This is a genomic window from Ruegeria sp. CE6, from assembly GCF_056537485.1.
This window is the reverse complement of record NZ_JBQFRR010000001.1, coordinates 706,147-729,750: the sequence shown is the minus strand read 5'-3', so window position 1 is coordinate 729,750 and position 23,604 is coordinate 706,147. Positions and strand designations below refer to the sequence as shown.

The 23,604-nt window shown below is 55.6% G+C and carries 19 protein-coding genes; 10 read left to right on the top strand and 9 right to left on the bottom strand.

Features of this window, described 5'->3' with window-relative positions:
* Positions 1-106: 106 nt before the first annotated feature.
* Positions 107-1,417 (bottom strand): sensor histidine kinase, encoded by a 1,311-nt coding sequence (locus ACR0DK_RS03585; RefSeq protein ID WP_480734772.1) that lies wholly within the window; start codon positions 1,415-1,417, stop codon positions 107-109.
* 53 nt (positions 1,418-1,470) lie between these two features.
* Positions 1,471-2,139 (bottom strand): response regulator transcription factor, encoded by a 669-nt coding sequence (locus tag ACR0DK_RS03580; RefSeq protein WP_480734771.1) that lies wholly within the window; start codon positions 2,137-2,139, stop codon positions 1,471-1,473.
* Positions 2,140-2,278: 139 nt separating this feature from the next.
* Here ACR0DK_RS03580 and ACR0DK_RS03575 point away from each other — a divergent pair, with 139 nt between their 5' ends.
* The 5 genes from ACR0DK_RS03575 to ACR0DK_RS03555 all read left to right on the top strand — a co-directional run bounded on the left by ACR0DK_RS03575 (position 2,279) and on the right by ACR0DK_RS03555 (position 7,923).
* A complete protein-coding gene (locus tag ACR0DK_RS03575) occupies positions 2,279-3,367 on the top strand; it encodes a type 2 periplasmic-binding domain-containing protein (RefSeq protein WP_170402506.1) in 1,089 nt (362 codons plus the stop codon).
* A gap of 79 nt (positions 3,368-3,446) precedes the next feature.
* Positions 3,447-5,477, top strand: coding sequence for a tripartite tricarboxylate transporter permease (locus tag ACR0DK_RS03570; protein WP_170662980.1), 2,031 nt, complete (start codon positions 3,447-3,449; stop codon positions 5,475-5,477).
* Between the two features lie 92 nt (positions 5,478-5,569).
* Positions 5,570-6,658: a 4-oxalomesaconate tautomerase gene (locus ACR0DK_RS03565; RefSeq protein WP_480734770.1), complete on the top strand. Its 1,089-nt coding sequence runs from the start codon at positions 5,570-5,572 to the stop codon at positions 6,656-6,658.
* Between the two features lie 51 nt (positions 6,659-6,709).
* Positions 6,710-6,946: a hypothetical protein gene (locus tag ACR0DK_RS03560; RefSeq protein ID WP_170391780.1), complete on the top strand. Its 237-nt coding sequence runs from the start codon at positions 6,710-6,712 to the stop codon at positions 6,944-6,946.
* The gene (locus ACR0DK_RS03555; RefSeq protein WP_480734769.1) at positions 6,943-7,923 is read left to right on the top strand and encodes a D-2-hydroxyacid dehydrogenase family protein; all 981 of its coding nucleotides are present in this window, start codon (positions 6,943-6,945) and stop codon (positions 7,921-7,923) included. Before ACR0DK_RS03560 ends, ACR0DK_RS03555 begins: the two co-directional genes overlap by 4 nt.
* Here the strand turns inward: ACR0DK_RS03555 and ACR0DK_RS03550 are convergent.
* A complete protein-coding gene (locus ACR0DK_RS03550; protein WP_170424977.1) occupies positions 7,892-8,956 on the bottom strand; it encodes an AbrB family transcriptional regulator in 1,065 nt (354 codons plus the stop codon). The two genes, ACR0DK_RS03555 and ACR0DK_RS03550, sit on opposite strands and share 32 nt — an antisense overlap.
* Before the next feature lie 78 nt (positions 8,957-9,034).
* On the opposite strand from ACR0DK_RS03550, the gene ACR0DK_RS03545 reads away from it, so the two are divergent.
* Genes ACR0DK_RS03545 through tcuB form a run of 3 tightly spaced genes read left to right on the top strand, consistent with a single transcriptional unit; the run spans position 9,035 to position 12,181 of the window.
* Complete coding sequence (locus ACR0DK_RS03545; protein WP_170392730.1) at positions 9,035-9,715, top strand: GntR family transcriptional regulator; 681 nt, start codon at positions 9,035-9,037, stop codon at positions 9,713-9,715.
* An 11-nt stretch (positions 9,716-9,726) separates the two neighbouring features.
* Positions 9,727-11,121, top strand: a complete 1,395-nt coding sequence (tcuA, locus tag ACR0DK_RS03540) for an FAD-dependent tricarballylate dehydrogenase TcuA (protein ID WP_480734768.1) — start codon at positions 9,727-9,729, stop codon at positions 11,119-11,121.
* The gene (gene tcuB / locus ACR0DK_RS03535; protein ID WP_480734767.1) at positions 11,111-12,181 is read left to right on the top strand and encodes a tricarballylate utilization 4Fe-4S protein TcuB; all 1,071 of its coding nucleotides are present in this window, start codon (positions 11,111-11,113) and stop codon (positions 12,179-12,181) included. Before tcuA ends, tcuB begins: the two co-directional genes overlap by 11 nt.
* A 226-nt stretch (positions 12,182-12,407) precedes the next feature.
* Here the strand turns inward: tcuB and ACR0DK_RS03530 are convergent, their stop codons facing one another.
* On the bottom strand, positions 12,408-15,500 hold the full coding sequence (locus tag ACR0DK_RS03530; protein ID WP_480562551.1) for a hypothetical protein: 3,093 nt from the start codon (positions 15,498-15,500) through the stop codon (positions 12,408-12,410).
* A 670-nt stretch (positions 15,501-16,170) separates the two neighbouring features.
* Between ACR0DK_RS03530 and ACR0DK_RS03525 the strand changes: the two genes are divergently transcribed.
* Both ACR0DK_RS03525 and ACR0DK_RS03520 read left to right on the top strand, forming a co-directional pair.
* Positions 16,171-17,205 carry a hypothetical protein gene (locus tag ACR0DK_RS03525; protein WP_480734766.1) on the top strand — a complete coding sequence of 345 codons (1,035 nt, stop codon included), beginning with the start codon at positions 16,171-16,173 and terminating at the stop codon, positions 17,203-17,205.
* Between the two features lie 399 nt (positions 17,206-17,604).
* Positions 17,605-18,507 carry a LysR family transcriptional regulator gene (locus tag ACR0DK_RS03520; protein ID WP_480734765.1) on the top strand — a complete coding sequence of 301 codons (903 nt, stop codon included), beginning with the start codon at positions 17,605-17,607 and terminating at the stop codon, positions 18,505-18,507.
* Here the strand turns inward: ACR0DK_RS03520 and ACR0DK_RS03515 are convergent.
* The 5 genes from ACR0DK_RS03515 to ACR0DK_RS03495 all read right to left on the bottom strand — a co-directional run bounded on the left by ACR0DK_RS03515 (position 18,504) and on the right by ACR0DK_RS03495 (position 23,567).
* On the bottom strand, positions 18,504-19,385 hold the full coding sequence (locus ACR0DK_RS03515; protein WP_480734764.1) for an SDR family oxidoreductase: 882 nt from the start codon (positions 19,383-19,385) through the stop codon (positions 18,504-18,506). The genes ACR0DK_RS03520 and ACR0DK_RS03515 overlap by 4 nt on opposite strands.
* Positions 19,386-19,441: 56 nt before the next feature.
* Positions 19,442-20,557: a lyase family protein gene (locus ACR0DK_RS03510; protein ID WP_480734763.1), complete on the bottom strand. Its 1,116-nt coding sequence runs from the start codon at positions 20,555-20,557 to the stop codon at positions 19,442-19,444.
* Positions 20,550-22,064 carry a tripartite tricarboxylate transporter permease gene (locus ACR0DK_RS03505; protein WP_480734762.1) on the bottom strand — a complete coding sequence of 505 codons (1,515 nt, stop codon included), beginning with the start codon at positions 22,062-22,064 and terminating at the stop codon, positions 20,550-20,552. Before ACR0DK_RS03505 ends, ACR0DK_RS03510 begins: the two co-directional genes overlap by 8 nt.
* Positions 22,065-22,070: 6 nt before the next feature.
* Complete coding sequence (locus ACR0DK_RS03500) at positions 22,071-22,538, bottom strand: tripartite tricarboxylate transporter TctB family protein (RefSeq protein ID WP_480734761.1); 468 nt, start codon at positions 22,536-22,538, stop codon at positions 22,071-22,073.
* A gap of 69 nt (positions 22,539-22,607) precedes the next feature.
* On the bottom strand, positions 22,608-23,567 hold the full coding sequence (locus tag ACR0DK_RS03495) for a tripartite tricarboxylate transporter substrate binding protein (RefSeq protein ID WP_170425015.1): 960 nt from the start codon (positions 23,565-23,567) through the stop codon (positions 22,608-22,610).
* Positions 23,568-23,604 lie beyond the last annotated feature (37 nt).

The window sequence follows — 23,604 nt, the reverse complement described above, 5'->3', positions numbered from 1 at the left end:
CATCTCAGGCGCAGCAAAAAAGGGCGCGGAAAGCCTGCATTCGCAGCAACTTTAAATAATGTACTTCATTCCTGATAGGTGCCGGATTTGTCAAAAACGAAACAATTCAAAGGATTATCGGAAGCTCAAGCGTAACGCTCGCTCCTCTTTCGACTTGGTTGATTAAGACTGATCCTTCGTGGCGCTGCGCCACCGCAGAGACGATTGACAAACCCAGGCCACTGCCTTCGGAATATTCCAACTGGGAGAACCGACTAAATGCAGCTTCGCTTTGGTCGGGCGAAAGGCCAGCGCCGTCATCAGCGACAGTAAGCCTAACGTTTCCGCCGTCAGAACGCAGGACGACTGAAATGCGGCTTAGTTTAGCGCCACCGTGCTTAACAGCATTGTCTAACAGGTTCTTTAGAGCTTCAGTTAGAAACACCCGATCACCTGATACCATGACCGCCGTCTCGGGCATCGTGACATCAAACTCGATGCCTTTTGCAAGAATGTGAACTCCCATTTCTGCGCAGGCTTCTTCGACAACCGAGCGGAAATCAATTTCAACCATTTGATCTTGGTGCGTCGGTTGCCTGAGCCGTTCAAGTGATAGCAGTTGTTCAGCGACTGTTGCTGAGTTTTTTGCCGCTGCGACAAGCTCGATGATGCGCTTATCGCGGTCTTCATCGGTTTTCGCATCTCGAAGCGCTTCGGCCATCGACTGAACGGCGGCCGCCGGGTTCCGTAGCTGATGTGCCGCTTCGGATATGAACACCTGATGGGCATTGATACTTTTTTCCACCTGTCCAAAGAGTCGATTCAAGGTTTTGACGACACCTTGAACTTCGACCGGTACAGGGCGTTTGATCTCACTCAGGTCATCTGGGGAGCGCAGGTCGATTGCGTCCTGTAAATCCAGGAGGGGCCGCAGGCCGCGAGCAACTCCGAACCATACCACAAATGCCAGAGTGGCAAGTAGGATTCCCATGAGAATTCCTGCGCGGATTGACAACTCATTTGCAAATGCGTTGCGATCCGCCATACGTTGCCAAACTGTGACCGTCGCATCTCCTATGAGATTTTCTATGGTCACACGTTCTGTCAGCTTAAGAACTCGCACCGGCTCGTCGCGATAGAGTGCTTCGAAAAACTGCGGCCTGTTCGCCTCTTGAGCAGACGGGTTCGCGGGTGCCGGAGGGTATGCATAGCCAGTCACGTAGATGCCACCCGGGCCCGTAACATGATAAAAGATCTCTCCGCCCGACGCGTCGCGGATCAAGCTGCGCGTGGTGGGCGAAAGTGCGTCACCTCCTGAAATCGCGACATCTCGTGAAATTGCAAGACCGGCAGATAGCAGGCTGTCGTCGAACAGCTCCTGAGCCGTTTCCTGGGCAATCATAAAGCGCCAAAGCCCAAGAAGGATCGCAAGAAACACCAAGGGTGTCAGGATAAGAATGAAGAGTCGTAGCCTGAGGGAGCCGTGCCTGATCACTTCTGCACCTCAAGAAGGTACCCCAGACCGCGCGCTGTCTTGATCTTAATGCCGAGATTCTGAAGGCGTTTTCGTAACCGCGACACATGAGGTTCAACAGCTGAGTCATCGACATCGGCCCCAACGCCATAGACATAATCTGTGAGTTGGCTTTTAGGAACAATTCTGCCCCGACGCTCCAACAGGCATTCAAGCACCGCTATTTCCCGCCGTGGTATATCCATGACTTCGCCCTGAACACTAACCTGACGCGATGCGCGGTCGAATTCGAGGCTACCGATGCTCTCCCGCGCTCCGTAGTCAAGTTCTTTGCGCCGAGAAAGTGCTCGGACGCGTGCTTCTAACTCGTCCATTTCGAAGGGTTTGACCAGATAGTCATCTGCGCCCATATCCAAACCGATCACCCGGTCGCTTGTTTCGGTGCGCGCTGTTAGCAGGATCACGGGCGCACTGTCACCACGTTCGCGAAGCGACCTCAGGATGTCCAACCCTGACCGGCCGGGTAGGTTGATATCCAAAACGATCAAATCCGCGCCTTCTTGTTGAAGGTAAAGGTCAGCCGCATCTCCGTCAGTCAGTATATCTGCCGCATGACCTCGGTCACGAAGGCGATAAGCAATGGCATTGGCGAGTGGCTCATTGTCCTCGACTATGACGATCCGCATCGGGTCTCCCGCAAGTTTCGCGCAAGGTTGGCGCTCCATGATTGCCAGATGGGAGGGGGAATCAACCCCACAGTTCTATTTGCGATCACGGTAGCGCCGGGGGCGATGACGTGATTGTCTGGTCAACAGGGAGGAACCAATGACCATTTCCAACTTCACCCGTCGCGCCGTCGTGGGGCTGATCGCCGCCGCCGGTATCGCTGCACCTGCCGCTGCCGAGGTTGATTTCTCGGGCAAGACCATCGAATGGGTCATCCCGTTCTCGGAAACGGGTGGTTCGGCGAAATGGGCCAACTTCTTTGCGCCGCTTCTGTCCGAAGCTCTTCCGGGTCAACCGACCGTGGTCGTGAAATTCATGCCAGGTGCTGGTTCGACCAAAGGCGCAAACTGGTTCCAGGAACAAAGCCACGATGATGGAACCTTGTTGTTCGGCACTTCCGGTTCAACTCAATTCCCTTATCTACTGAGCGATCCGCGCGTGCGTTATGAATACAACGACTGGATCCCGGTTATGGCGTCCGGGACAGGAGGTGTCGCCTATCTGAACGCAGAAGATGGTGCCAAGTTTGATGGCTCCGCAAATGCGTTGAAAGACACGAACTTCATCTACGGCTCGCAGGGCGCAACGCGTCTGGATCTCGTGCCGCTGTTGGCATGGCAAATGCTGGGTATGAACGTTGAGCCAGTCTTTGGCATCAAAGGCCGTGGCGATGGTCGTCTGATGTTCGAACGTGGCGAAGCTAACATCGACTATCAGACCTCATCCGGTTACTTGGGTGGATCGGCCCCGCTGGTTGAGGCCGGTCAGGCTGTGCCGATGATGACCTGGGGGGCGCTGGATGCCGATGGAAACATTGTCCGTGATCCGACCTTCCCTGATATTCCAACCTTCAAAGAGGTTTGCGAGGCAACGGATGGCTGTGAAACCAGTGGCGAGGCGTGGGACGCTTGGAAAGCGTTCTTTGTCGCGGGTTTCCCGGTTCAGAAGTTGGCTTTTCTGCCGGGTGATACACCACAGGAAGTGGTTGACGCCTACACTGCAGCGTTTCAGGCTGTGACCGAGCGCGGCGACTTTGCTGATATTTCGTCCAAACGCGTCGGTAAGTACCCGGTATTTGTGGGCGACGGTTCCAAGGCGGCGCTGCAAACCGCAACAAACGTCGACGACAATGCCAAAGGCTATGTTCTGAACTGGCTCAAAGAAGCCTATGGTGTCGAGCTGAACTAAGCCCACACACCACAGCGCGCACCCCAATGTCGGGTGCGCGCTTTTTCAAACACAAGACAGTATATGAAAGGCGGCCGCTATGGAGGTTTTCGCCACCGCTCTTCCTGCGTTCAGTGATGCGTGGGGTCTAATCCTGCAACCCATTGTTCTGGGGTATCTTGTTCTCGGTGTCGTTATGGGACTGGCCGTAGGTGTTTTCCCGGGACTTGGCGGTATTGCTGGTCTGTCCCTGTTGCTGCCTTTCATGTTCGGGATGGACCCAATCCTTGGTTTGGCGCTGATGATCGGGATGGTCGCCGTTGTTCCGACCTCTGACACCTTTGCTTCTGTTCTTATGGGGATCCCCGGCAGCTCCGCCTCTCAGGCAACTGTCCTAGACGGCTTCCCAATGGCGAAGAAGGGTGAGGCCGCGCGGGCACTATCTGCCGCGTTCGCTTCATCGCTGTTTGGCGGTTTGGTCGGCGCAACCTTCCTAACAATGTTCATTCTGGTCGCGCGGCCCATCGTTCTGGCGTTTGGTCTACCAGAGATGTTGATGATCACCATCCTCGGCCTTTCCATGGTTGCCATTCTGGCTGGGCGCATCCCCTTAAAGGGCGTCGCAGCTGCTGGGCTTGGGTTGATGGTGGGCACAATTGGTGAGGCGGACGCTGGCGGTTCGCTCCGTATGGCAACCTATGATATTCCGTATCTGACAGATGGTTTGAAGCTGGTCATCGTTGGATTGGGCATCTTTGCCGTTCCCGAAATCGTCTCGCTGCTGCGGCAGGATCGATCGATTGCCAAAGGGGCTTCGCTGGGGGCGGGTTGGCTGGACGGCGTCAAAGACTGGGCCGCGAATATCTGGCTGTCTGTTCGCTGCTCGATCATCGGGGTGGTCGTTGGCGTCATTCCCGGCCTAGGCGGTTCGGTCGTCGACTGGATCGCTTACGGCCATTCGGTTCAATCGACCAAAGATAAAAGCAACTTCGGCAAGGGCGAAGTGCGTGGCGTCATCGGGCCGGAAAGCTCAAACAACGCCAAGGAAGGCGGCGGGCTGGTGCCTACGCTACTGTTCGGCATTCCCGGCTCGGGCTCGATGGCGATCTTCATCGGTGCAGTGGCTCTGTTGGGGTCTGGCGACATCGAGGTCGGTCCGAGCATGCTCAAGGACAATCTCGACATCACCTATTCGATCGTTTGGCTTTTGGCGCTTGCCAACGTCGTGGGCACCATCCTGTGCATCGCGGCTTCCGGAGGCATCGCCAAGCTGACAACGATCCGCTTCACCTATCTGGCACCTTTCCTGTTCATGCTGATCAGCTTTGCAGCCTTCCAGTCCGGTCAGAACTTCGAAGACCTTCTGGCGCTGTTCGTGATCGGCCTGATCGGGATCTTCCTGCGCCGGTTCGATTGGTCGCGCCCGGCCTTTCTTATTGGGTTCGTGTTGTCGAACCCGGTTGAGAAGTTTACCAATCAGGCATTCCAGATTGCCTCATTCCGGTTCCGCAAAAGCTTTGGTGAGGGCATGGAGTATGTCTTCAGCCCGATCGTGATTGTTCTGATCTTGGTCACCGTGGCTTCGGTCATTTTAGGAATTCGGCAGGCTAAGATGATCATGGCCGAAGGTGAAGTCCAGTCTGGCAGCAAGCGCGCGCCGTTGATCTTCCTGCTGGTGATCATGGCCTACCTAATCGCGGCATTGATCAACGCCAACATGATCCCAGACTACAACATGACCGACAAGATCATCCCGTTGGTGATCGGCAGTGTGTCCTTGTTCTGCTGCGTGATCCTGCTGATCCAGATGATGCGGAGACCCGAGGGTGATGCAATCTTTGCCGATAAGGAAATTGCCGGTGAAGATGCGAGCGCTCCGCATGGGCTTTGGTCGACGTTGGCGTGGTTTGCAGGTCTTATCGCGGCAACGTGGGTTGTTGGTTTCATCCTAGCCCTGATCGGGTTTCTGATTGCCTTCTTCCGCATTCGAGCCGGTTCAAGCTGGCAGATGACGCTGATCCTGACAGCCTGCGGCATCGGTTTCATGTGCGTCATGGCAGGCGCTCTGAACCGGGATTTCCCACCGGGACTGTTGCAAGACATGGTGAGCCTGCCATGGCCACTGAAATGAATGCTCCACAGAGGTCCGGCCTGCGAAGCGGTCAGGTCGGACAAAGCTGAAAACACAACAGTTTTTGACGGTTTGTAGAGGAGGGGTTCGAGATGACCCAGACAGCAATCCCGTATATTTTCATGCGTGGCGGTACTTCGCGGGGGCCCTATTTTCGTCGCTCTGACCTGCCCGTGGATATGGACACGTTGGCTGATGTGCTGGTCGCTGCCCTAGGGGCCGGGCAGGCGTTTAACATTGACGGAATCGGTGGCGGTACTGCTGTGACGACCAAGGTAGCCATGTTATCTGTCAGCGATGATGAATGGGCCGATATCGATTATTTCTTCGCGCAGGTTTCGGTTGAGGAAAAGCTGGTCGACTTCAAGCCAACTTGCGGAAACATTCTTTCCGGCGTCGCTCCGGCCGCAATTGAAATGGGTTTGTTTCAGCCTCAAGGCGATGAGACCGTGGTCCGGATACGCGCAGTTAATACGGGTGCGCGAGTGGTTGCCAAAGTGCAGACCCCGGGTGGTGAACTGGCCTATGAGGGCGATGCCGAGATTGCCGGAGTTCCTGGGCAATCTGCACCGGTACAACTGAGTTTTATGGGAGTTGTGGGTTCGGCAACAGGTGCATTTCTGCCCACCGGAAATCTGCGCGATACGGTGCAAGGGGTCGAGCTAACCTGTATGGATGTTGCCATGCCTATGGCTATGGCCCGCGCCACCGATTTTGGACTAACTGGGTATGAAAGCGCGGAAGAACTGGACGCCAACCGCTCTTTCTTTGCCCGGATGGAGGCAGTTCGGATCGAAGCCGGGGAACTGATGGGTATGGGGGATGTATCGAAATCGGTAACCCCCAAATTCGGGCTGTTGGCACCAGCCAAAGAGGGCGGAACCCTTGCAGTTCGGTATTTCATGCCATGGAAAACTCACCCGACAATGGCCGTTACGGGTGCGCAGTGCATGGCGTCTTGTGCTTTGACGCCCGGAACCGTCGCTGATGGGTTGTTGGACCGACCTAAGGCAAGCCCGGCTGAAGTTGTGCTGGAACACGCTTCTGGAAAGATTGATGTGCTGTTGGACTTCTCGAATGACGGGGACTTCAACGTAAACTCTGCTGGTCTGGTGCGGACTGCGCGAAAGCTTGCAGATGGGCATGTCTATATACCCGGATCTGTGTGGAGTGGCAGTTGAAACTGGGATCTCTGTTATGTATACTAAGGTATACAATATGAAGGTGCCACGATGAACAATTATTCTGAATGCCTCGATATTGCGCGTCAGGAACTCAGGCTGGCGCAGTCGGTCCTGCGGCGGGACATTGCGGAATACCCGACACCGATCGCCGGGTGCGATGAGCAGTTCAACCATTTGCTGGATCAAAGCGAGCGGGTCCGCAATGCGCTTGCAGCACTCGATACGCTGCATTTTGTGCCGACGCCAAGAAAACTGAACACCGGGCAAGGTGTGGAAAGTCGATGAAGGTTCACATTCTGGATGATTGGTTTGATACACTGCAGGGCTTGCCTTGTTTTGGAAAGCTATCCGACCACGAAGTGAAGATCTGGACAGATCATGTCGAGGATACCGATGAATTGGCGGCACGGTTGCAGGAGGCCGAAGCGTTGGTTCTGTTTCGCGAACGCACCAAAGTTACCCGCGAGTTGATCGAAAAGCTGCCGAACCTGAGATTGATAAGTCAGCGCAGCGTGTATCCGCACGTTGATGTGCAGGCATGCTCGGACAACGGTGTTCTGCTGTGTTCAAACATGCATGGTGGAACGCCTTCATATGCTGCAGCCGAACTCACTTGGGCGCTGATCATGGCTGGGATGCGCGATTTACCGGCGCAGATGGCCTCGGTCAAAGCGGGGCGGTGGCAGGCCGGAGTTGGCAAGACGCTGAGAGGGCGGCAACTGGGACTGTACGGCTATGGCCGTATCGCACGCGCTGTCGCGGGCTACGCCGAGGCATTTGGAATGAATGTAGTCTGGTGGTCCTCAGATGAAGGCCGGGTTCGGGCGCAGGCAGATGGTGTTCAGGTCGCCGCGAACCGCGAAGCTTTCTTTGCTAACAGCGATGTTGTCTCGATCCATGTTCGCCTGAAGCCAGGCACAAACGGCATCATTACTGCGTCGGACTTCGCACACATGAAGCCGGGATCACTGTTTGTGAATACATCCCGTGCTGGCCTTATTGCAAAAGGGGCATTGCTTGGGGCGCTGAATGCCGGCCATCCCGGGAAGGCCGCAATCGATGTCTTCGATTCCGAACCCCTCAATGATCCGAAAGACCCCTTGCTTTCTCATCCAAATCTGATTGCGACGCCGCATATCGGCTTTGTGACCGAGGATGAGTTCGATCTGCAATTTTCGGACATTTTCGATCAAGTGAACGCCTACGCTGCAGGCGCTCCGGTTCACATGATCAACCCCGAGGTTTGGACCAGCGCAGGATAAGGTTGGCCGCTATCGGCGCACCGATGATTACCAACACGATCCTTGTCAGATGATGCGTGATCACAAAGCCCAGATCCGCGCCTGAGACGATGGCCAGAACTGTCATTTCTGCCTGCCCGCCGGGGGCAAAGGCCAAAAATGCCTCGACCGGTTGGCCCAGCCCCAAGGTGGTGACAACGGCGGTGAAAGCGGCTGCCAGAACGGCGAGGACAATGACATAGGCGAAGCCCGCCGCCACCACACGGCGTAGTTCGACCCATGTGACACCTACGAATTTCACGCCGATACCGCAGCCGATAAAGAACTGAGCTGCAAGGATGGCCTCGCGAGGCGGTCGGGTGTGAATGAAGTCGCCCAGTGACAACGCAGCCGTCAGGATCATTGGCCCTAGAATCGACGCCCCGAACAAGCCGATCCGCTCACCGCCTTTCCAGCCGACAAAGGCAGCAAGAACCATCAGCGCCAATTCATGTATCGGCAGGTTGCGCGCGGGCTCTCCGATTGGGTTGGTGAGTTGGGCGTCGTAAAACACCGTAAGAAACAGAGGGGCCAGCGTTACAATAATCAGAACGCGGGTTCCGTGGATCAGGGACAGCGTTCGCGGGTTAGCGCCAGCCTCGGCCCCGAAGATGATCATATCCTGCAATCCGCCGGGCATGGCCGCGTAAAACGCGGTCGTGGTATCAAAGCCCCAGACCTTGCGGAAGAAAGGCACTCCGACCAGCGCGATCAGCAGGATAAAGAACGGGATCAGTGCAATCGACGCTGCCATCTTCGGCAGTTCTGCAAATAGGGCTGGGGTAATCGAAGCCCCCACAGCCACGCCAAGTATGGTTCGCGCCGCAATCGAGACCTGACCAAAGCCTTCCATTGGAGCATGAGCCAGAGCCGCGATCAGACACGCGCTCATCGGGCCGAACAGAAAAGGTAATGGCAGATCCAACGCCCAGAATAGCCCTGTGCCAAGAAGTGCCAAGCCCAGTGTTAGGGCCCGCTTTGCGAGGAGAGAAGGTGTTTTGTTCTGGGTGGGCAAAGTGCAGCTTCCAACAATATTGACTCACTATGTATCCAAATGTATACAAATGGACGCAAGAAGACAAGTGAGCACGCGATGACCATTCAGGACGACCCCTTACAGCCTGGCCCGCAAGGCAATTCGGCGTATCAACGCCTGTTGGATGAGATTCGCGAGGGCACCCTTCTGCCCGGCGAGCGCCTGCGCGAGATTGAGCTGTCTGAACGGTTGGGTGTCAGCCGAACACCGGTGCGCGAGGCGATCCGGCAGCTGGAGACCGACGGCCTGGTCACGCATGTACCGCGGCAGGGCGCGACCGTCCGCAGTCTGGATTACGCCGAGGTGATGGAACTCTATGAGATGCGCGCAGTGCTCGAGGGCACTGCGGCCCGTCTAGCAGCGCGTGCGGCGTCGGATGTCGAATTGGACGAGTTGGACGTTTTGAATGATCGTTTGGCCGAGGCTGGCACAGGTCCAGACGCGGCTCGGATCAACCGGATATTTCACGCCACGCTTTTGGATGCAGCCAAGAACCGATTTCTCGCGAAATCCATGCTGTCCTTGCAGAAGGCGCTGCTGATCCTTGGGCCGTCGCAATTGTTGGACGGGGATCGGGCCGAAGCGGCAGTCGCTGAACATCGGCGTATCATGGCCGCGCTGAAGGCACGTGATGGCGCGGCGGCCGAGACAGAAATGCGCGGGCATATTCAGGCCGCACAACGAATGCGTATCCGGGCGTTGCAGGAACGCGATCGGACAACCGACGAAAATCACTAGGTAGACAGGATATGGCCACCCAAAAGGAAGCTTACGATATCGCTGTGATCGGTGGCGGGAACGCTGCTCTATGCGCCGCGATGACCGCCGCCGAAGCCGGTGCCCGCGTTCTGATACTGGAAACCGCGCCAAAACCCTATCGCGGAGGAAACTCGCGCCATACGCGCAATTTTCGCTGCATGCATGGTGGCCCTTTGGGCCCGTTGATCGAAGAGTATAGCGAAGACGAATATCTCGCGGACTTGATGAAGGTCACCGGCGGCAAAACTGACGAGCATCTGGCCCGCCTCGCGATCCGCACTTCCGAGGAATGCCTGCCATGGATGGAAGAGCACGGTGTCAGGTTTCAACCCTCTCTTTCCGGAACACTTTCTCTGGCGCGGACAAATGCCTTTTTTATGGGAGGCGGGAAGTCTCTGGTGAATGCTTATTACCGAACTGCGGCGGGTTTGGGTATCGATGTTTTGTACGAAGCCGCCGTCACGCATTTGGAGCTGAACGGGGATCGGATCGAATGGGTCGACTATACCTATGAAGGTCAAATCCACCGGATAATGCCAAAAGCAGTCATCGTCGCCTCGGGCGGGTTTCAGGCCGATACGGATTGGCTGACCCGTGCATGGGGTGAGCCTGCAAAAAACTTTCTGATCCGAGGCACTCCTTATAACCGAGGCGTGGTCCTGGCTGATCTTCTGGATCAAGGCATCGAGAGTGTTGGCGACCCGACCCAATGCCACGCCGTTGCTATCGATGGGCGTGCACCGAAATTTGACGGTGGTATTGTGACCCGTCTGGATTGTGTGCCGTTTTCGATCGTCGTGAACAAGGATGCCGAGCGCTTCTACGATGAGGGCGAGGATGTCTGGCCCAAGCGCTATGCAATCTGGGGGCGCTTGGTGGCAGCCCAACCGGATCAAGTTGGCTATGTGATCATCGACGCCAATTCGTTGAATCTGTTCATGCCGTCGGTGTTTCCACCGCTGAAGGCAGATACGTTGGAAGAACTGGCCGGGATGATGGGCCTGCCTGCCGAAAAGTTGACCGCAACAATCGCTGAATTCAACGCCGCCTGCGGAGACACCAGCGCCTTTCATCCGACAGAGCTGGACGGCGTTTCAACATCTGGCTTGAACCCGCCCAAGACCAACTGGGCGCGTCCGATCACCGAGCCGCCATTTTACGGTTATTCGCTGCGTACGGGCGTAACCTTCACCTATTTGGGCCTCAAAGTCGACGATGCCGCGCAATGTTCGAGCGCCGACGGCAAGATCAAAAACATGTGGGCGGCTGGCGAAACCATGGCGGGCTCGATCCTTGGGCAAGGCTATCTAGCCGGTTTCGGCATGACCATCGGAACCGTCTTTGGACGCATCGCAGGACGTGAGGCCGCCGCTTATGCAAACTGAATTGATACAGGAAGCCCGCCGTCAGGCTGAAATTTGCAACGCTTGCCGCTATTGCGAGGGCTATTGCTCGGTCTTTCCGTCGCTTCATGCGGAACGCGCGTTCTCGGATGGGGACATCACGCAACTGGCCAACCTGTGCCACAACTGCCGCGGCTGCTACTACGCCTGCCAGTACACAGCCCCGCACGAGTTCGACCTGAATTTGCCGAAGGCTCTGGCCGAGGTACGGAGGGACAGCTGGGAAAGCTTCGCATGGCCGCAGCCGTTGGCGCGCCGATTTCACACCCATGGCGGGGCGATCGCGCTGGCACTTGTGGTCGGATTTGCCCTGTTGTTCTGGGCAATTCGCGCGATAGGTTCCAGCGGAGGGGACGGGTTTTATGCCGTTCTGTCGCATAATGCGATGGTTGCGATTTTTGCTCCAGCATTCTTGCTGCCACTCTTTAGCATTGCTATCAGCCTAAGGCGCTATTGGGCCGAGGTGGGGGGAAAACCCATCAAAATGGCGGACCTGCTGACCGCCTTCAAACGAGCGGGTAAAATGCAGGATCTTGCCGCAGGTCATGGTGAAGGTTGTAATTTTGAAGACGAAGACCGGTTCAGTCAGGCGCGACGTCATATTCACCACGCGATCATGTATGGCTTCCTGCTTTGCTTCGCGTCGACCTCGATTGCAACGGTTATGCATTATGGCTTTGGAATTCACGCGCCCTACGGGTTCTGGTCTTTGCCCAAACTATTCGGAATTTCCGGCGGTGTGATGTTGACAGTGGGTTGCTGCGCCATGGTAATTCTCAAGCAAAGGTCCGATCGTAATCTCGGTGATGCTTCGGCATGGGGCGGCGATATCGGTTTCATCCTGTTGCTGGGATTCGTCGGTTTTAGCGGACTTGCTCTTTACGCTTTCGGATCAACGGCTTTGATGCCCGCGTTGCTTGCTATTCATCTTGGATCGGTCCTGACATTCTTCCTGCTGACGCCCTACACCAAGATGGCCCACGGTTTCTATCGGCTTGCTGCTCTTATTAAGGATGCGCAACGGAAAAGAGATAGTTACTAGGCTGCGGCGACCCTGTCGCTCCTTGGGAAACGGTGAAAAAGTAAACTTAAATCGCAGCTTGAGGTCTGACTTTGGGATCAGACAGGGCGGTCCCACCTTGGTGTCGTTGAAGCAAATTGCCCTCCCGTACGTAGAGCGCAATCACGATCATGATGCAGCCTTGCGACCAGCACCTCTAGATCGCGCAGCCCGGGCCGATAATGGCCCGGGCCACTCCCAGTTTGCTTTAGCTGGCCAGGCCGCAGGAGGAAGAGTCGCTGTTGTTGGTGGTGTCTGTCTCCGTCACACCATCGGCCGGATTGGCATTGACGGTGATCTTGAAGGGGATCTGCTCGCCACCTTTGACCTCGTCCGGGAATTCGAGCGATAGCGTGGTCTCATCCCCGTTTGGCCCCAGTGCCGGTGTCGGCAGATCGACCACCACGCCGCTCTGGAAGAAATCGACCCGCGTGGTCGAAGGCCCGGCAGCCCCTGCACCAATGTTACGCACGATGATCCTCAACTTGCGCGGCTCCTCACAATACCAAGCCGGGAAGGGTGGCGGGCCGGGAGGGAAGGGCTGCACCGGGATCAGGTCCGGCTTGTCCTCGGGTGGAGGCGGCGGCGGAGGTGGCGGTGGCGGGGGCGGTACCTTTTTGATCAGCCGAGGCACGACTGGTTCGACATCGATGGTTTCCACTTCGCCTTCACCATGGGCAGCGGTGTATACCGCGACCACGTCCAGCGGTGTTTCGCTGTCGATAAAGACAAACCCTTTCAGGAAACAGCATTCGGCCACCCGCAGGTGTCGTGCCACATCCTCGCAATCGATCTCCATCGATTCCCAGGGACCGAGTTTGTTTTTCGTTCTGGCCGAGACATTGCCCGGTTTTTCGTTTGGCAAGGCCGACGACACCCGTTTACGAAAACGCACAGCATCGCCGCTGCCGTTTCCGATGTTGATTGCTGTGTGATAGCGGCCCTGGGACAAAATGCGGCCCTTGGAACAGCCGCAGACGAACTTGACAGCGTAACGATACGTCATCTTCGGTTCTTCCTCCTCGCAGCAAGGGGTGTCATCTTCGGCGCGGTTCACCTCCATTCGGCGAAGGGCGACGTTGTTGTCACCAAGCGCCAGTCGATCGACAGGCAGACTGCCTGCGATCGTTTCGACATTGCTGCGGTCTTCTGGCGTATCCACGCTGGCAAGAATGTATTCCTCGCACAGGTCCTCGGGGCACCATGGGATCGGGCCGACGATCACTTCGTCGCCACAATGCACTGATTGGCCGATAGGTTCGCCTACGATAAGCGGATCCCAGTCATCCGGCCATGTGGTGCCCTTGCCTTCCGTCGCGCGGGCTAGTGACAAAGTCACTGATTGGGCTGGGTAGTTGCCGCGATTGCCGATCCGGACATACAGATAATTCTCGACGCAGCGGCGCGGAGTCTCGTGGTCGGTGCCGCCGTCAGGGCGGTGCCGATTCCAGAAGCCGGGAGCATTGTTGCCCGGTTGGTGCCAAGGGTATTCACCCTGTCGTCCGTCATCAATGAAGACGTCAACATCAGGCGGGGATCCGTTGTAGAGCGCCTGTTTCTCAAAGCCCCAGCGTACCACTTTGTGTGCCCAGCCTCCGGCTGCACCGTCGAATTGAGCGGTGTTCTCGTCTGATTCCTGCAAGGCGCGGGAAAAACCTTCGACTGTGTTGGGCACGATCCCGGCCAAAAGCGGCACCGCCTGCAGGATCAGATAGATCGTGTAGCGGCTGGCATGCAGCCTGTCGTCGAGTTCTGTGGAATCACCTCCGAGAGATCGATAGATTCGGCCTAACGTAGTGGCATTGATCTCGGTCGACCGATATCCGCCCACGTCCATCGTGCCACCCCAGCCCCAACCCGAGGCGACCGACCGGTCCCATCGCCGGGTGATTAGGTTGCTGAAGGGGAAGGTACGGAAACGATCCGGCGCAATACCTTGAGGATCGTAGAGTATTGCCGCCAGCGCGTCACCAAACCCATGACAAAAGCCGAAATTGGGCCAATTGAGATGATCCCATAGCACCGCGTGCCCGAATTCATGCGCCGATACGCGCGAGTCTGTGGCCATGCCGACTGTGGAGCCATTTGCCGCAAGCGCATAACGAAAGCGTAGCACACCATTGCCTATGGCATTGCCTGGCGCCTGAGCATTCACCGGTCCTGCAATGGGATTGAACCAGCGGTGATCAACATCCACTGGGAAGGTCACCCCGTCGAAATAGCTGGGCAGATCGAAGCCCAAAGACTGGACGAAGCGATACAGGAAATCATGGTTGTAGTACGCACAGACCGCCGCGAAATCGTCGCTGTCGGCGGGATAATCAAAGATCGATGCTGCACCGGCGTTTTCAGTCGGTGGGGCGATGTTTGGTGTGTCGAGATCCCGTACCGCCACCAATTCGCCGCTTAGTTCCACCGGTGCGCCACCGCCCGGTAATATCAACCGTTCCAGCGCCACCAGTTCGCGTTGCGCATCCAAAAGCGCAACCGGGGCCGTCGGATCAAGCTCTGAATCTCCTGAAAGTGATATCGGGTCGTCTGTGAAGACGTAACCCGAAACACACCCCACCAATGGCCGGATGTAAAGCACCGCGCCGGTTTCCCAATCGACCAATGCTCGCCAGTTCAGCTCTCCGTAGTCGGGAATTTTGCAGCCAAAATGTACAAGGCTTACGAAACGCCATTCGCCGTCCTTGATGCCCTTTGGCACACGACCAATCTCTGGCAGCGGGGTTAACTCGGCCCCTTCGATCTCGCCCGGTTCTTTGTGTGGCAGGCGATGTTCTGCGTCGTAGCGATAGACAAAGTCCCGGGTGTCATTAACCTTGAATTTTGTGAACTTGGCCCCTTTCACAGCTTCGCGCAGAACCGTGCCAGCTTGTTTGTCGCGGCCAGCAGGCGGAGTAGGGGCGTTGCTGAGTTCGATATCGGCAGCAACACTTGAGGACGAACCGGTGACCACATTGTCTGGGCCGGCCATGCGCAGTGTCAGACCGCGCTCCCAGACCGGGATGCCGTGATGTGTCTGACGAAATGTGTAGACCAGAAAGGACTGTACTGCCTTGGCTTCTTCCAGCCGCAGCTTGCTGCCCTCCTCGCGATTATACTTGCCTGAAACACTCTCGCCGAGCCTGTCAAGAAAATCGGGCTTTATCCGGTAAAGCCCCGCCACTTCGGCGGCATAAGCCTGTGCCACATCCAGCGCACTGGTTCCTTTAGAACGCCCTCCAAGAGGGTCGCCATGATGCTGAAGTCCAATGATCGCGCCGTCTGGCGCGCGTTCAAATACTGTTTCGGGCATGTCTGCCTCCGTTCAAAATCATTCTAAAACGCTGGGCCAGAAGCCCCGGATCGCCCGGCCGAACGGCAGAAAAAAGAACTTGTTGTAATAAAAAAGAATAACGAAGCGCGATGGCCGGAGAGACCCAGCGGCGATCCTGCCAACAAAGCTATCGTAGCATTTATTGCCGATTCCCGCAAAAATCTGCCAGCTAAGCCTGAAGACACGATCACCTTTGTTTTGCTATCGCCGCTCACCTGAGGCTCTCGGTCAAGGCGGAGCTGTAGCTGTAGGTATGTAACGGTTAGCGCCGTGCAACTGGCATCGAATTTGCAACGCCATCACGGATGTAATCACTGTGTTGCTGAAGAAGAGGGTCATCAGACTAGGAAGCCATGAATATCCTCTACGCGGACATTCACATTGATGGCCTAGAATGATGCGACCGGATTTTCGGGAAATACCGTCCTATCGCACCGCTGCATTGCCTGACCAGTCGTTCGCGACAACGCTTGGCATTTGGGGCGCTATTAGAAATGGTGGCGCGGAATTGCGAGCGCGGCGAGATGAGTTTTCCGCATTCCTGTTGCATAAGCTACATCAGCTTTGTTTGGGCATACCCAAGCAACCATCTTGGGTTGGTGCACAAAGATGGTAACCTGATCTGCAAGACGATTGCAGGAGAAATGCCATGAACAATTCGTCGCAGCTTTGGGGCACCATGTCAGTGCGCGATCACCTTCGACCGAGCGCTTTCGTCGCCGAGTTGGTGCTTTTCGAGACACTGGTGATCCCCCGGCCACCGCAAGGAACGACCTGGCCTGCAAAATGGAACCCGGTGCGCCAGGACAAGATACTAAGCTGGATTCCCAGTGAACGTTTGATGGAGGTTTCCTGGGACAACACGCACCACATGGAGTGGAAAAAACGAAAGATCGCTACGGACGCCGAAATGGATGTGGCCGATCTTCAGCAACAGCCCGGATTCGAAGCAGCGCAAAAGGAAGAGGATTTCGATGCGCCTGCGTTTCACCTAACCCGTCGGGTTCTTCAGGATTTCGTGGATGCCAAACGGAACCGGGCGCTGATCAAGGGAATACCTCTCACCGAGGTCGCAGTTATCCCGGCCTATGATGGCCCTCAGGCTTTCCTTGATGACACTCCAGAGCAGGAACCTTTGCTGCGCGCGTTTGGTTGGGAATTTCTGGTTCCACATCACGAAACTGCTGAGGGCAAGACACGCTCTCATCAAGACCAGATCAAGGCCGCGCTTGATCTTTGCGCAATGCCTGAGGTGCAGGAACACCGCAACGCCTTGCGTGCCTGGACATCGGTCGAAGCTTTGAGAGGAACCAGCAAACAAGAGGCGCGCGAGCGCATGGAGACGCTGGTTAAGGCCTACGCAAAGGCTGTTGCAGCCACCAAAATACCAGTCAGATTGAAATGGGGCGCGGGCATCGCTGAATTCATTGGTGCGATCGCAGCTCTGTCCATCAATCCTGCCTTCGCACTGCTCGGACCGGCGATCAAATTGGGCGATACAGCAGTCGAGCCCCGTGTTGAAAAGGCGGCAGAGATTCCCGATGCTATAAAACCCGCAGGATTAATCCATGCTATGCGAGAAGAGTTCACAAATGCTCAGGTCGCACACCTGAACTTTGACGACGCTCAACGGACCAGGATCGAAGATCACTGGCCCAATGGGTCGCCATATCTGTTCCTTTAGCGGATGATGAGAATCCCATCATCAGTATAGAGGCATACGCATTGGGCATAATCACTGGTCAGTTGCGATAGCTCGAAACAGAAGAATTGGACTGATTGACCAGTTTGAAATGCGACCAATCAAAAGTGATATTAAAGACAACGTTCCAAAGCAACTCAGCCAAGGAATAGAACACCCCAAGCATCAATGATTTCTACGCGTCGATATGTGTGATTAGCGGAAGTAGTAGGGCAATACTTATGAGCGCAACGATCTTGAACAACACCGCGTGCACAATCCGACCGGCAAAGCTTATGAAAGTTCTCCTCAATTCATATCGTTGGGCAAGCAACGGACTGTTGTTGCGATCCATAAAGCTGGCTACCATACTGATGATAGATAGATGGAAAGAGGGTTCTGATGCGCGCGTCATTCGAGCAGTTGGAGGCGTTCGTTACTACCCACAACGAAGGATCCTTTTCCGCCGCAGCCAGAAAATGCAACAAAGCACAATCGGTGATCAGCACTTTGGTCGCCAATCTAGAGGTCGATCTGGATGTCGAACTTTTCGATCGCAGCCGAAGATATCCCTCGCTTACCAAAGCAGGAGAGGCGTTGATCTCGCCGGCCGAAATTCTGTTGGAACGGCGCAGCCGTTTTCTAGCGGTCGCAGATGCCTTGTCCATGACATTGGAAAACCGCGTTACCCTCGCTATGGCGCCGCACATCAAACTGGCCAATCTGGGAGAGATCATTCGCAGCTTCAGTGAAGAATTTCCTTCTGTCGATGTGGAGATACGTGCCTTTACTGCCGCTGAGATTCAGCAATTGATCGTCGATGGTGTGGTGGATTTGGGGGTTATTCTGGAACCTGAGGGCATCCCCCAGGCACTAGACTTTTGCTCATTGGGCACGCTCAGGCTGGTGTGTATCAGCCATCCCGAAGGTCCGCTTGCTCAAATGTCGTCAGTCTCTTGGGAAGAATTGCGACTACATCGTCAGATATTATTGAAGGAAGCCGATAATCCCAACAGCGCTATCCTTAAGGCATCGTCGTCTATTTGGCAGGTCAGCACTGCATCGGAAGCCATTGATCTTGTGCAGGCCGGCCTAGGCTGGTCGGCGCTGCCATTGCACGCGGTGGACGTCTTTGTTCAGACCGGAGCGTTAAAAATCCTGCCACTGCAATTCGAGACCAAGAACTACGCCGAACGCTCGGTGGATATGATCTGGTCTTTCGAAAGGCCTATAGGTCGAGCGACGGTAAGGCTTAAGGAGTTGCTTGCTGAAAAAGCCGTTATTCAAAATTCCAACGTGACTTAAGCCTCATTTCGAAGCTCCTCGGCGAATGAGGTAATGGTGTGTTTTGGCGCTCCAAGAATCCCACGGGTTTCTCTGTCCACTTGCTCTTCCCGCAACTGTTGCACAAACGTCAAAACGTGTTCGATGAAAACGGCCTGCTCTTCCGGCAGCCCCATTTCATCAAGAGCATCCATGGGTAACTCAACCACCTCCGCCTCGGGGGCGAAAGAAGCGAGGAATTCTTTGGCCGCTTCGGAATACGTGACGGCCTGTTGACCCTGCACGGCAAATTCCATGTTTTTGGCAGCATCGTTACCGATGGCATTGTGGACGAGTTCTGCAAGATCGCTGGAATTGGTGAACCAGATTGGATGAATGTGATTTCCGATTACGGCCAATTGATTGTCCATCAATAGCTTGGGCAATGAATCCAAAAAGAAGGAGCAAAAGAAAAAAGTATAAGGAATGCCAGATGCTTTGATGGCATTGATCCCGCCCGTGCGTATCGCGTTGGTGCCATAGGCCATGCCCTCGGTCGAAAACTGCGGATAAGCGTAGTCGACCCCTGCAATTTGCATGATGTGCTGAACATCGACCTCTTTTGCTGCCGCGATAATGTTGATTACGCCTTCCCGCTCTGTGTGGAATGGTGCGGTGGTGTCCAGAGATTCGGTATTCAGCGTAATGTACAGCGTCTCAGTGCCGTGAAGGGCTGATCTCAGGCTGGCCAAGTCCGACACGTCGCCCTGGATAAGCCGAACCTGCGTGGGAAGCATTGATTTTGCCGCCTCAGGATCACGCACGATGGCAGTTACTTCTGCACCTTTCTCAACAAGTTTCGCGGTCACGCGATGCCCCAAATGGCCTGTGGCACCGATGATTGTGATCTTCTTGGTCATAGTGGCATCTCCTGTGTTCTGCCACGCTTCTACAAGTCAGGATGCGATGTGTTTAGTTATGATCTATCTGGATGATAGATACTATTCACAGGGCGATAAGACGAAACCAGCAGCGCCATCGCGTTAGTATCGGTCACTAAACTCTTGAACATCCGTTCCGACCAATGCAGCGCGCCGGAAGTCAAAAGAAAGACCTCGGGAACAACGATCCACTCCCCAATCCAGACGCCACCGGATCGTTCATGCTCATGATGGGTCAGTTCACCTATTTGTCCGGCCCGTTGGCGTCCCAGCCGAGCGACGGCCTCCCCAAATTCCGATGCGCGTTGATTTCGTTTGTGGGCCATCGCTGAAGACGATCCTTTGCCAGGTTCATGAACTTCGGCGAATTCACCGATGTCGGATGATGACAGTTGATTGACGTTGTGGGCGATTTTGCACAGCGTCCCGCAAAGCGAGCCAAGGGCGGTGACGATGTCAGCGATACCGTCACGAGCGTTCTGCCAGTGCGGTTCGACGACGTTCAGACCGAGTGAATGAGCAACATCCTGTTTAATCTGGCGACCAATGCCATTTTCATATCCGCGCAAGTCTCCGACGGGGCCACCAATCTGAACATTCAATCCACGTTTTGCCGCCTCTTGAAGTGCCTCAGACCGCCGACCCAGTTCAGATCTCCAGACTTCAAGCTTCGTCGCAAGGCGAATGGGCACAGCATGCTGACCATTGGTTCTTCCCATCATCATTGTGTCTGGATGGGCGGAAATATGATGAGCGATCGCAGCCATGACATCGCCGAGGGTGCTTTGTATTTGCTCAAGCCCCAGTTTCATCTGCATTGCCAACGCCGTGTCCATCACATCCTGCGTGGTCGTACGATAGTGCACATGGGCCGAGTGTTCTGGCAATAGTTGGCGCAACTGTTTGGCCAGTCCTACGATGGGGCGGCCAACAAACATCATCTCTTTCCGCAATTCCTCATGGTTCAGATCGCAGATCGAAATCTCCTCAATTGCCTCAGCAGCCTCAATCGGGATTAGACCAGCCGCAGCTTGATGCGCCGCAAGAACCTGTTCGACCTTAAGCCAGGCGGATATCGTGGCGTGCTCAGACCAGATCGACCGCATATCGGCGCTGGAAAAGCAATCTCGGTAGATACTGTATTCAAGCATCTTCGAGCCCTCCACGAGAGATGCGGCGTTCTTTGACGATACCTCGGATTCGGAACGCGATGGCAGCAAAGCCGACGATGATGAACACAAGAGCTATGGGGCGTTCGACAAATATCAGTGCGCCGCCTTCGGACATCAGTAGGGATTGGCGAAAGGTTTCCTCGGCACCCTTAGCCAGCACAAAGGAAATTACGAACGCTGCAACGTTGAAGTCGCATTTCCGCATCAGCCAGCCGGAGAACCCCGCTACGGTCATGACGGTTACGTCAAACATCGATCCACGGGCTGAATAGGCCGCCACAAACGCGGTTAGGAAGATCAGTGGATACAGCACATTGGTCGGAATCTTCAGGATCAGGCGGGCAACTCGTGTGGCGCCGAAGTAACCGATCAAGCCATAAGCCAGAATACCCAGCATGCCGCATGCAAAAAGTTTGTACACCAGCTCCTTATCCGTCAGGAATAAGGTCGGACCAACCTGAATGCCGTGGATCAGGAAAACGCCCAGCAATATTGCCCCGATGGTCGAACCTGGAATGCCCAGCGTCAGCAATGGAGCCATTGATGGACCGGACACAGCATTATTGGCAGCCTCAGGTGCGGCAACGCCTTCTAGTGCCCCCTTGCCCCACATCTCGGAGTTGTTTGCGTGGCGTTTGCCTTCTCCATAAGAGATGAACGCCGCGATCGCCGATCCCAGGCCGGGCAATACACCGATGCCTGCGCCGATGAACCCACCACGCAATGCGTGCGGAAGACAGGGTTTGTATTCCGCCCAGGTTAGACTGTTGCCATCCGCTGTGGTTTCATTCTCTTTGGTCTCTCCGGTGGCCTTGCGGCGGGATTCTAGCTGCGCGAATACTTCGCCCAATACAAAAACACCTATCATCAGGGGTACCAAGCCGATGCCATTGGATAGATCGAACGATCCGAATGTATAGCGCTCTTCGCTCGAAATCGGGTCCAGCCCGACCATGGCGATCAGGATGCCCATCAAGGCCGATACCAGACCCTTGACGATGGAAGTGCCAATGACAGAACCGATTACGACAAAAGCGGCAAAGTAGATGGCGAAAGTCTCAGGCGGGCCGAGTTTCAGTGCGACGGCCGCAATGAAACCTACACCGATGACCAGCAGGACATCCCCCATCAGGTCGCCGATGACGGACGAGATTGTCGCCACTTTCATAGCTTTTCCTGCTTTGCCCGCTCGTGCCAACGGATAGCCATCGATCTGAGTCGCTGCACTGGCCGCTGTTCCGGGTGTGTTGAACAGGATTGCTGCGATCGAGCCGCCGTACCGACCGGACTTGCCGATCACATACAGAAATGCCAACGCAAAGATCGGCGACATATAAAAGGTGATTGGAAGCAACATCGCGATGGCCGCAGAGGCAGTCAGGCCAGGTGTCGCACCAACCACCATCCCAACCGCCGCTGCAAGTACGATGGCAAAGAGCAATGTAGGGTCAGTCACCACCGACAGAAGTGCAGGAAAGATCTCCATGATGTTTTACCCCTGAATCCAGCTGAGAAGGTCGAAAACTTCGCCATATGGCGGGTACACACCCAGCAGGACAAAAAAGATGAGATGGAAGGCCAGCGGGCAAAGAACGATCGACAAAACCAATCCGATCCGACTGCGTACGCCGAAAATGTAGAGGACGATCGGCGTCACGGTCGCAGTCGGCAGCAGGTAGCCGAACCAGCGGAACGACTGCTGGTACAGCATAGCGATGATAAACAGACCTATGATCTGTAAAGTCGCGTTGCTGTCTTGATCGTCACTTGTATCACCCGCCGTCTGGCGCGTTGCGCTCAACACCATAACACCGGACAGAGCAAGTAGAGCGAGAGCGGCGTAGAATGGCACAATCCCGGCCCATGTATCGCCCGGAGATGCGGCCGGTACTTGCCAGGCCCCCCAGATTGCAAAGATTGAGATGAGGGCAAGCACCAGACCTTCTGCATAGGCACGCATGTCTTTCCTCCGAGATATTAACATGAACAAGGGGGTCGGGTGACCATTGTTCACCCGACCATGAGGACATTAGTTGGTCAGGCTTTGGATCAAGGGAGTGGCGTCCTCTTTCATTGCGGATAGGGTTGTTTTTGCGTCCGCTCCATTCTGGTAGACCGGGCCGGTTCCGCGTGAGGCAAGGAGTTCCGCAAATTCTGGCTTGGCGGCAATTTCTTCCAGCGCGGTCTCCAACGCAGCAATCACTTCTACCGGTGTGCCCTTAGGTGCAAAGACGATCACTGGGGATGATACTGCAGCGAATGGAATGCCCAGCTCACCAAACGAGGGGACATCAGTCATGATCCCATCCCGCTCCTGACTGTTGACGGCCAGTGCCCTCAACTGCTCTTGAAAACCAGCAAGTTGCTGAACGCCAAGGAACCCGAAATCAGCCTGCTCGCCGATCAGGGCAGCCCGGGTCGGCCCGCCGCCTTTGAACGGCACATCCTGGGCGTCAATCCCGTTACTGGCCAGAAAGCCCAACCCACCGACGTGGTGGAATCCACCACGCCCAGAGTGTGCCCAACGCAGCTCGCCGGGATTGGCCTTGGCCGCGTCAATTAAATCCTGAACGGTCTGATACGGACTGTTGACTGGCACCATAAGCGACGTCTGCAATTGTCCTACCTGAGCGACAAAATCGAAGCTCTCCAATGCATCAATGTCAGTATCTCGGGTCATCGTCGACAAAAGGAACGATCCTCCGGATGTCATCATCAGAGTATACCCGTCGGGCCGTGCGCCAACCACCGCATTGGCCCCATTCAGGCCGCCCGACCCCGGCTTGTTGACCACAACAACGGGCACATCCAGCGTGCCTTCCGCCGCGGCCGAGATGGCGCGGGCATAGGCGTCAGTACCGCCCCCGGCCTTGTAGGGAACAACCAGGTTGATTGGTCGTTTTGGCCAATCCGCTGCAAAGGTTGCGGTGGCAGTCGTGGTGACGGCTATGGCGGCAATAACAGCACCAAGAAGCGTTCTGCGTTTCATGAGTAACCTCCCAAATTCGCTTGGGATCAAATTACGC

Excerpts from the sequence above, each read along its gene's own strand:
- ACR0DK_RS03505 (WP_480734762.1), bottom strand. The coding sequence starts at position 22,064 with ATGGAGATCTTTCCTGCACTTCTGTCGGTGGTGACTGACCCTACATTG.
- ACR0DK_RS03530 (WP_480562551.1), bottom strand. The coding sequence starts at position 15,500 with ATGCCCGAAACAGTATTTGAACGCGCGCCAGACGGCGCGATCATTGGA.
- ACR0DK_RS03560 (WP_170391780.1), top strand. The coding sequence starts at position 6,710 with ATGAACAATTATTCTGAATGCCTCGATATTGCGCGTCAGGAACTCAGG.
- ACR0DK_RS03545 (WP_170392730.1), top strand. The coding sequence starts at position 9,035 with ATGACCATTCAGGACGACCCCTTACAGCCTGGCCCGCAAGGCAATTCG.
- tcuA (WP_480734768.1), top strand. The coding sequence starts at position 9,727 with ATGGCCACCCAAAAGGAAGCTTACGATATCGCTGTGATCGGTGGCGGG.
- ACR0DK_RS03510 (WP_480734763.1), bottom strand. The coding sequence starts at position 20,557 with ATGCTTGAATACAGTATCTACCGAGATTGCTTTTCCAGCGCCGATATG.
- ACR0DK_RS03525 (WP_480734766.1), top strand. The coding sequence starts at position 16,171 with ATGAACAATTCGTCGCAGCTTTGGGGCACCATGTCAGTGCGCGATCAC.
- ACR0DK_RS03565 (WP_480734770.1), top strand. The coding sequence starts at position 5,570 with ATGACCCAGACAGCAATCCCGTATATTTTCATGCGTGGCGGTACTTCG.
- ACR0DK_RS03555 (WP_480734769.1), top strand. The coding sequence starts at position 6,943 with ATGAAGGTTCACATTCTGGATGATTGGTTTGATACACTGCAGGGCTTG.
- ACR0DK_RS03570 (WP_170662980.1), top strand. The coding sequence starts at position 3,447 with ATGGAGGTTTTCGCCACCGCTCTTCCTGCGTTCAGTGATGCGTGGGGT.
- ACR0DK_RS03500 (WP_480734761.1), bottom strand. The coding sequence starts at position 22,538 with ATGCGTGCCTATGCAGAAGGTCTGGTGCTTGCCCTCATCTCAATCTTT.
- ACR0DK_RS03495 (WP_170425015.1), bottom strand. The coding sequence starts at position 23,567 with ATGAAACGCAGAACGCTTCTTGGTGCTGTTATTGCCGCCATAGCCGTC.
- tcuB (WP_480734767.1), top strand. The coding sequence starts at position 11,111 with ATGCAAACTGAATTGATACAGGAAGCCCGCCGTCAGGCTGAAATTTGC.
- ACR0DK_RS03520 (WP_480734765.1), top strand. The coding sequence starts at position 17,605 with ATGCGCGCGTCATTCGAGCAGTTGGAGGCGTTCGTTACTACCCACAAC.
- ACR0DK_RS03580 (WP_480734771.1), bottom strand. The coding sequence starts at position 2,139 with ATGCGGATCGTCATAGTCGAGGACAATGAGCCACTCGCCAATGCCATT.
- ACR0DK_RS03515 (WP_480734764.1), bottom strand. The coding sequence starts at position 19,385 with ATGACCAAGAAGATCACAATCATCGGTGCCACAGGCCATTTGGGGCAT.
- ACR0DK_RS03575 (WP_170402506.1), top strand. The coding sequence starts at position 2,279 with ATGACCATTTCCAACTTCACCCGTCGCGCCGTCGTGGGGCTGATCGCC.